Below are 8234 nucleotides of genomic sequence, written 5' to 3' on the forward strand. Positions count from 1 at the left end.
AGATTTAGCATCCTCCGGTATATAAGCTATATATCTCAGTTTACCACGACTGCGTCAGTATGTGAATGCTAAGAATTTTGTCAGTTTTACGGCAGGTATTAATCAGCTAAATGTGGAAACTGTAATAAAAAAGAAAATCAGAGGTGTTGTACGGTTGCATCATATCGGCATTTTACAATTAACGCAAAACCTTGACGACGCAGTACACGGCTTCAAAGCCGGACTGACTGAACAAAACCTGACGGCTGAATTTCATTATTTGAATGCCGATGGCGCTTTGGATGATTTACCACAGCTTGCCGCTAAACTGGCCGGGCAAAAAGTTGACCTTATCTTTGCCTGTTCAACACCTGCTGCTCAGGCGGCGGTAAGATTAGACGGTACTATCCCCGTGGTATTTACGCCTGTGTTTGACCCGGTTGGAGTAGCCTTGGTCAATACACTGGACAAACCGGGCGGCAAAGCTACCGGCGTTGCCGGCATGGTTCCGGCGGTCAATAAGGTTGCTTTTATCCGTGAACTGTTGCCTGCTGCCAAAACCATCGGTATTTTGTACCATACCGGTGATAGCAATGCGGTGCTGGAGGCAGCGAATTTTAAAAAAGCCGCCAACAATATATTTACACTAGTTGACCTGCCGACAGACAAGCCTGAGGATTTATCAACTTTACCCGGCAAACTAACCCCTGGTCTTGATGCTTTGTTCTTGCCTATTGGCCGGATTATTGAAGAGAATTTTGCCAGTGTGGCCTACTATGCCGAAGCAGCCAATCTACCTGTTATCACCTCGCATGCGCCGAATGTTCCGTCTGGCGCTTTAGGTGCGCTAGTGGCCAGCCACTACGAATTGGGCCGGGCCTGCGCCGCCAAGGCAGCCCAGATTCTTGCCGGTGCCAAACCTGGCGACATCCCAGTCGGCCTTGTTGATCAGCCGGAGGTTCAGCTAAATGCCTTCGTTGCCGCCAATTTAGGCATTGAACTGCCACAATCACTGCTGGCACAGGCCAAAGAAGTATTTGAGTAATTTACTATAGAAAATCTGGAGTGAAATAAATGCGATTAACCCCACAATCTGTTGAACTATTGGCACCGGTCGGTACCTGGGAGGTACTGGAAGCTGCGGTTGCTGCCGGTGCTGATGCCGTATACCTTGGTGGCAAACGCTTTAATATGCGCCTCCACCGCACAGATACCAACTTTGACGATGAAAAACTGGCCCGCGCGATAAAATATGCGCATGACCGTAATGTCCGCCTCTATATTACCGTCAACAACCTGATCAGTGAACGGGAAATCCCCGGCATGCGCGATTATCTTAAGTTGTTAAACCAGCTTCAGCCAGATGCACTGATTGTTCAGGACCTGGCAATTCTCGAGCTGGCGCGGGAGCTAAACATAACCGTACCGCTACACGCCTCAGTTATGATGAATACACATAATGAACATTCGATAAGAACGCTGATGGATTATGGCATAACCCGGGTGGTAACCAACCGCGAGTTGACGCTGACTCAGCTCACGCTGCTTAAAGAGCGCACCGGTATTGAACTCGAATATTTTATACATGGCGATATGTGTGTAGCCCACAGTGGCCAATGCTACCATTCCGGGATAGTATTTGGTCAAAGCTCGAACCGTGGCCGCTGCCTAAAACCCTGCCGCTGGCCTTATCAGCTTATTGACACTGCCACTGGGCAGGCGGTAACAGCCTCCGACCCCGGCCCCTACAAATTGGCAATGAAGGATATGTGCATGTACAATGCCCTGCCGGAGCTCATTCAGGCTGGTGTATGCTCTTTTAAAATTGAAGGCCGTATGCGTACCGCCGATTTTGTCAGCAGGGTTGTAAAAATCTATCGACAGGCAATTGACCGTTATATAGCCGATCCTACCGGTTATTCGTTCGATGCCGCCTCCTGGCAGGAACTTTACGATTACCGTTCCCGCGACTTTTCTACCTGCTACGCACTTGGCAATCCAGGTGCCAGCTCAATTGGCTATACAGGCGAACGTGAACCCCGCTTTTTCAGTCAGGCAGTCACAGAGGCCGGTATCACCGTCACCCCTGCTCTCCCGGCAATACATCCCCCTGTCCCTGAAGTAACTAAACGCCCTGCACTGGCAGTACGGGTTGCCGGGCTCGACGCGCTGACTGCCGCCTTTGAAAACGGTGCAGATACTGCTTATCTTGGCGGAGAGGCTTTCAAACCGAACAAGCCGCTGACATTAAAAGACATTGAACAGGCTGTCAGCCTGGCCGAAAAATACAACACGCAGGTTATTGTCACTACCCCACGTATTACGATGGAACGTGAAGCGGGTGAGCTCGAACAGTTTTTCGCCTGTCTTGATACAATTAAACCGCATGGCCTGATGGTTTCAAACAGTGGCATGCTACGCCTGGCACGGCAAACAACAAACCTGCCGGTCCAGGCCGACTTCTCGTTTAACCTGTTCAACCATCTGACTACAGCCTGGCTTAAAACCAATGGCGCCAGCAAGGTCACCATTTCGCTGGAAGCTACCTATGAACAAATTGCCGAATTGGCCCAAACCAGCAAATTACCGTTAGAGCTAATTGTCCATGGGGCACTGGAAGCGATGGTGCTTGATCATTGCGTGCCATCAGCAGTCCTTAAGGAAACCTCTGCTCATGCTCACTCGCAACTATACCCTCAGCATCACTATTCGCTGTTAGACAGTGCCGGCGAGCGGCATGATATTAAGATAGACCAGTATTCCCGCAACCACATCTTGTTTGCCAAAGATTTGTGCCTGCTGCCCCATCTACCCGCACTGATCAGCGCAGGTGTTAGTAATTACCGGATTGAGGGTCAACATTACAGCCCAGAGCTTGTCGGCTTGCTTACAGCTACATACCGGGCTGAACTTGACCGGTTAAATGCCGGTAATAACAACAATGTTGACAGAGCCATTATCAATAGGCTTGCCACTGCCAGTCCGCGCGAATTAGGTATTGGCGCTTTTCGCTACCGGATATCCAGATAATCTAGCATTACGATTTCAATGTGAGAGGTGAAACCATGACTGACATAAACAGCACACCCTACATAGGCCCTGAAGAGGTGGTTCGCAAAAAGAAAGAGTACATTATTCCATGTGTATACCACTTCTATTCCGAACCGATGCAGTTAGTCAAGGGCGAAATGCAATACCTGTATGACCATACCGGCAAAAAGTATCTTGACTGTTTTGCCGGTGTATCTGTCGTCAACTGTGGTCACTGTCATCCCGAGATCACCAAAGCCATCTGTGACCAGGTCACTACCCTGCAGCATACATGTACGATCTATCTTACTCAGAACATTGTTAACCTGGCCGAACGCTTAGCCCAAATCACGCCAGGCCGCCTGCAAAAAACCTTTTTTTGCTCCAGCGGCACCGAAGCTAATGAGGGTGCCGCCCTGCTGGCCTCGATCTACACTGGCAGGCAGGAGTTTATCAGCCTGCGTCAGGGACTCCACGGCCGCACCAAGTTGACTATGAGCCTTACCGGCCTGTCCATGTGGCGTACCGACACCAGCCCGGTCGGCGGCATCAGCTTCGCCCCTAATGCCTATTGTTACCGCTGCCCTTATGGCAAGCGTCACCCGGAGTGTGACCTAGCCTGTGCCAATGAGCTGGAAACAATAATAAAGACAACCACTTCCGGTCAGGTGGCAGCCCTGATCGCCGAGCCGATTCAGGGCAATGGCGGCATGATTACCCCGCCGCCCGGCTATTTCAAACGGATAAAAGCAATCCTCGATCAATATAATATCCTGCTTATTGTTGACGAGGTCCAGACAGGCTTTGGCCGTACCGGTAAGATGTTTGCCATTGAACACTATGATGTTGAACCTGACATCATGACCATGGCTAAAGCGCTTGGTAACGGCACCCCGGTCGGCGCGTTTACCTCCCGCCCCGAGATTGCTGATAAATATACCCGTCCCGGTGCTTCCACGCTGGGCGGCAACCCGGTAACCTCAACCGCAGCCCTGGCGACCATTGAAGTAATAACCAGGTACAACCTGCCCGAACGGGCCAGAGAACTTGGGGAATACCTTAAGAGTGGTCTGGTTGAACTGCAGCGGAAGTATCCTGTCATCGGCGATATTCGCGGCCATGGCCTCATGCTGGGGGCTGAGCTGGTTAACCCTGACAAATCGCCAGCTTCAGAGCAGCTTGACACTATCCTGGAACAAATGAAAAACCGTGGTTTCCTCATTGGCAAAAATGGCCCGGACCGGAACGTAATGGCCTTCCAGCCACCACTTGTCATTACCCATGAAGACTTGGATAATATGCTAAATCATCTTACAGATGTATTAGAATCATTAGCGTGATTTTATAGTAATCGAATCGCAAACGCCCCGCTTACCCGGGGCGTTTTTTATTAAGCGGTGCGAGGTTCGTTGCAACTAACCCCGCGCCCGTACTGATCGCTGCGGCCTCCGGGTACGGGCATCTTTTAGCCCGGTCCTAAGTGGCGTTATCGCCATACGGCGTTCCCGCGGCGCTGACAGGCGGACAATATGTGCAGCCCCCATAACCAATGCAACCGCCCCCCAGAAACCCGCAAATATTTGCCCGGCAGTTGATCCTATAAACACAGGCATATTGGCAGCAAACAACATTAACATAGCAGTAAGTGCAGTCAAGCTGACTAAAGAACCAAACTTACCGGTTTTAGTCTTAAAACCCTTCATACAACCGCTTCCCCTCATTAAAACTTCATACCTACTCTTCAGGCTCAATGCAGTATATGACAACAAGTCGTTTTTTATTAATCAAAACAGCAGTAGCCCACTATGGCCACTGCTGCTTCTGGTTATTCTAAACCTTATTTTTAAGAGGTAACGTAATATAAAACTGGGTTCCTACATTAGGTGCGCTTTCGACACGAATCCTGCCACCATGCTTTTCAACAATCCACTGCGCAATAGACAGGCCGAGTCCGGCGCCGCCTGTTTCCCGATGCCGGGCTTTATCACCACGAAAGAAGCGGTCAAAAACGCGTGGCATGTCCTCAGACAAAATCCCGCAGCCAGTATCTTCCACTGTCAATACAACCTGATTTTGGAGTTTGGAGCAGGTAATAGTTATTTTCCCTGGCGGTGAGGTATATTTCAATGCATTATCAAATAAAATAACCAGCAACTGGTGCAGGCGTTCCCGGTCTGCAGTTATTTCAATCTGGGGTTCTATGCTTACGTTAAGCTCTAGACCTTTGAGTTCAACCAGAGGCCTGAACTGTTCAACTACTGTCTCAAGCACTTCATTTATCACAACCGCTTTAAGCTGTAGCTCCAGCTGATTGGCGTCGGCTCTTGCCAGCGTAAGCAAGGTAGAAACAAGTTTGTTCATGCGTATTGCTTCCCGGAGTATATTAGTAACACGCGTACTTTCCTGCTCGACAGTGTTTTCAGGATGACGCAGCATCAGTTCCGCATTGGTCTTTACTACAGTTAGCGGCGTTCGCAGCTCATGAGAGGCATCAGCGACAAACTGCTGTTGCCGTTCCCACGCAGTTTGAATAGGTACAAGCGCCATACGCGCCAGGTAATATCCTGCCAAGCCGATAACCAGTATTCCTGCAAACAGCCCGGAAGCAATAATGATTAACAATTGTCTCAGCATAGCAACCTCTGAGTCAACAATACTTACGGCAATAACCTCCTGAATCTCCAGCCTGCTGCCGTCAGATCTAAATAAAACGTTTTCATCATATTGATATGGCAAACATAATACTCTGTATATATGGTCGGCGTATGTCTTCACAGTAAGATTGCCACTTTCCAGCTGCGTGGCTAACGCCTTAAGGTTTTCCCCGTCTTCAGCTGAAATTGGAGTCAATATGGCGACCTGTCCATTGGCATCCCGCAGCAGCATAATAACCCGGGGATCAAAGAATATCGAACGTCTCCTGTTAATGTCAGGCCGTCCATTAACAACCTTAAAAGAGCTAATCCGGTCCTTCATGGCATTATCAATATTATCGAACAGTTGCGAACTTACGTAAGAATATAACGTCGCGCCGAAAACCAGAAAAATCAGGATAACGACCACTGAGTTCAACAGCGTCAGCTTACGGAGAATTTTTGCAAACATACTTACTTCTCCCTTAACATGAACCCGGCACCACGCACAGTGTTAATAAGGGCATCTTTGCCAAAAGGAGCTAATTTTTTTCTTAGATAGTGCACATACAAATCAACAATGCCTGCTGTTGTCTCCGATTCAAAGCCCCAGATGCGATCAAAAATCTGTTCCCGCGTAAGTATTTGTTCACTATTTAACACAAAAAACTCCAACAACTCAAACTCCTTCAGCGTTAAATCCAAAGGCTGCTCGCCAATTGCTGCCTGTTTGAGCTTAGCATTAATTAAAATGTCATGATAAGCAATCTCGCCTTCCTGTCCGACATTGCCGCGTCTTCGCAGCAAAGCTTTTACCCTTGCCAGCAGTTCAGGTACAGCGAACGGTTTTACAAGATAGTCATCGGCTCCGTTATTGAGCCCTGTTACCTTATCCTCTACGCTGTCTCTGGCAGTCAACAGGAGTATGGGCGTAATATTTCCCTTGCTCCTGAGCCGCTTAACTATTTCCAGCCCGGTCACCTCAGGCAGCATAATATCTAAAATTAACAAATCATGAATCCCCTGTTCTGCCAGGTATAATCCCTCATCACCTGTGCCAACACCGTCCACCAGATAGTTTTCTTCACTGAGGACGTCAGTGACGGCCTCCCGGAGTGGCTTTTCATCCTCAACAACAAGAATTCTCACTTGGGGCCTCCTGTTCCATTAAACAACATTCTAAGTGTAAGATATGCCTAAATAAAAAAGGCTATGCAAAACTGCCTGTTTGCAGCCGCGCAGCCTCTTAGTTATTTATTCTTTTACCCGCACATAGGTGGGCACCGAATAGGCAAATATTTTTTTATCAATCTCAATGTTCGCATAAGTGTAAAGTACCACCTGCTCAGAAATACGCTGCACGCAGCCACCTATAATATAGCAAACCCCATTGAGAAAATCACTCATGCGCTGCTGAGTGGCAACATCGACCTGCTGATAGTTGACAATAATGGAAATACTTGTTTTTAGGTAGTCAGCATAGGCCTGTACGTCGTCGAACCCTGTTGGTAAATCAACAATTACCTTCAAGTTACCTGATGATTGACTATGTACCTTCAACTTGGGACGACGTTCGTTTTCCTGCAATGTTTCTTTAGCAGTCGGTACGTCCGACCTGTCTAATGCCACAGCTTGATCATCAACCGGTATTAAAAAATTAGTTAATTTATCAATTAATCCAAGGGCCATCATTAATTGCCTCCCCATAGGATATTACTCCATTTTTTGGGATATTCGACAATGATTATGCTAATTCCTGCCAGATCAAGGCGAAAAATCCTAGTATAAATAAAATAGAGCAAAAACTCCTAGTAAGTCAGGACTTTTATACTAGCAAAAGACAAAATCTGCTGCAGTAACCAAAAAAGACCACGTCTGTAGTCTTTTTTGGTGGAGAATGAAACTAAAATTTATAGTTTGCACCAAAGCCCATACCTTTTGCTTTAATACCTAAATCATTGTTTTCAAAACTGCGGTACCCTGCATCAAGTGTTACATTGCTTCCTACACCGTAAGTTAAACCGGCTTTCCAGTCTTGGACATTTTCAGAGCGGATATAGGATGCATAACTGTCTACCTTGTTGGCAACGGCTCCTCTATAAGCGACACCGGCAAACATTTCGCTAGTTGAAACAGCGTCATTACTTGCTTTAAGCTCAGATTTTACATTACCAACAGAAACAGCAATATTTTTATTCAATTTATACTGCAGCCCGATTTCGGTGGAATTCAGATTCATATCATTAAAGTAGCCATAAGCGGGGGAATAGAAGGTTTGCGACTCAGAATTCAGATAGTCACCGGTAATAGCAAGTTTATCGCTTAAACCATAGGCAGCCTGAAAATTATTATTTTTTAGCTTGCCCATGTCACCAAGGACGTCCACACTGCTCTCTAGATTATAATGAGAATAACCAATCTCTCCCTGCCCTGCGGCTGTATCGATACCTGGTACACTTGCAAAAGCCGTACCGGCCAGTGTAAGAGAAGCAAGCATGGTTGTCAGGATCAGTTTTTTCATGGGTAATCTTCCTCCTCAAAATTTGTATACAAGGTTGTTGTGTAACTGGCTATACCGATAGTATACTATTC

The 8234-nt window shown here is 47.5% G+C and carries 8 protein-coding genes; 3 read left to right on the plus strand and 5 right to left on the minus strand.

Going from position 1 to position 8234, the window contains the following annotated elements:
* Nucleotides 1-61 precede the first annotated feature (61 nt).
* The 3 genes from VN379_RS11295 to VN379_RS11305 are packed head-to-tail and all read left to right on the plus strand — an operon-like array spanning nt 62 to nt 4349.
* Nucleotides 62-1024, plus strand: coding sequence for an ABC transporter substrate-binding protein (locus VN379_RS11295; RefSeq protein WP_325533837.1), 963 nt, complete (start codon nt 62-64; stop codon nt 1022-1024).
* 29 nt (nt 1025-1053) lie between these two features.
* Nucleotides 1054-3009 (plus strand): peptidase U32 family protein, encoded by a 1956-nt coding sequence (locus VN379_RS11300; RefSeq protein WP_325533839.1) that lies wholly within the window; start codon nt 1054-1056, stop codon nt 3007-3009.
* Between the two features lie 35 nt (nt 3010-3044).
* The gene (locus tag VN379_RS11305; protein WP_325533841.1) at nt 3045-4349 is read left to right on the plus strand and encodes an aspartate aminotransferase family protein; all 1305 of its coding nucleotides are present in this window, start codon (nt 3045-3047) and stop codon (nt 4347-4349) included.
* A gap of 75 nt (nt 4350-4424) precedes the next feature.
* On the opposite strand, the gene VN379_RS11310 is transcribed toward VN379_RS11305, so the two are convergent.
* From VN379_RS11310 to VN379_RS11330, 5 genes are all read right to left on the minus strand, one after another.
* Nucleotides 4425-4712, minus strand: a complete 288-nt coding sequence (locus VN379_RS11310) for a hypothetical protein (protein ID WP_325533843.1) — start codon at nt 4710-4712, stop codon at nt 4425-4427.
* A gap of 127 nt (nt 4713-4839) precedes the next feature.
* Nucleotides 4840-6114: a HAMP domain-containing sensor histidine kinase gene (locus VN379_RS11315; protein WP_325533844.1), complete on the minus strand. Its 1275-nt coding sequence runs from the start codon at nt 6112-6114 to the stop codon at nt 4840-4842.
* Between the two features lie 2 nt (nt 6115-6116).
* The gene (locus VN379_RS11320) at nt 6117-6791 is read right to left on the minus strand and encodes a response regulator transcription factor (protein WP_325533846.1); all 675 of its coding nucleotides are present in this window, start codon (nt 6789-6791) and stop codon (nt 6117-6119) included.
* Between the two features lie 105 nt (nt 6792-6896).
* On the minus strand, nt 6897-7334 hold the full coding sequence (locus VN379_RS11325; protein ID WP_325533848.1) for a cell division protein SepF: 438 nt from the start codon (nt 7332-7334) through the stop codon (nt 6897-6899).
* 211 nt (nt 7335-7545) lie between these two features.
* Nucleotides 7546-8163 carry a hypothetical protein gene (locus tag VN379_RS11330; RefSeq protein WP_325533850.1) on the minus strand — a complete coding sequence of 206 codons (618 nt, stop codon included), beginning with the start codon at nt 8161-8163 and terminating at the stop codon, nt 7546-7548.
* Nucleotides 8164-8234 lie beyond the last annotated feature (71 nt).

The organism is Sporomusa sp. (assembly GCF_035561255.1).
Taxonomy (GTDB): domain Bacteria; phylum Bacillota; class Negativicutes; order Sporomusales; family Sporomusaceae; genus Sporomusa.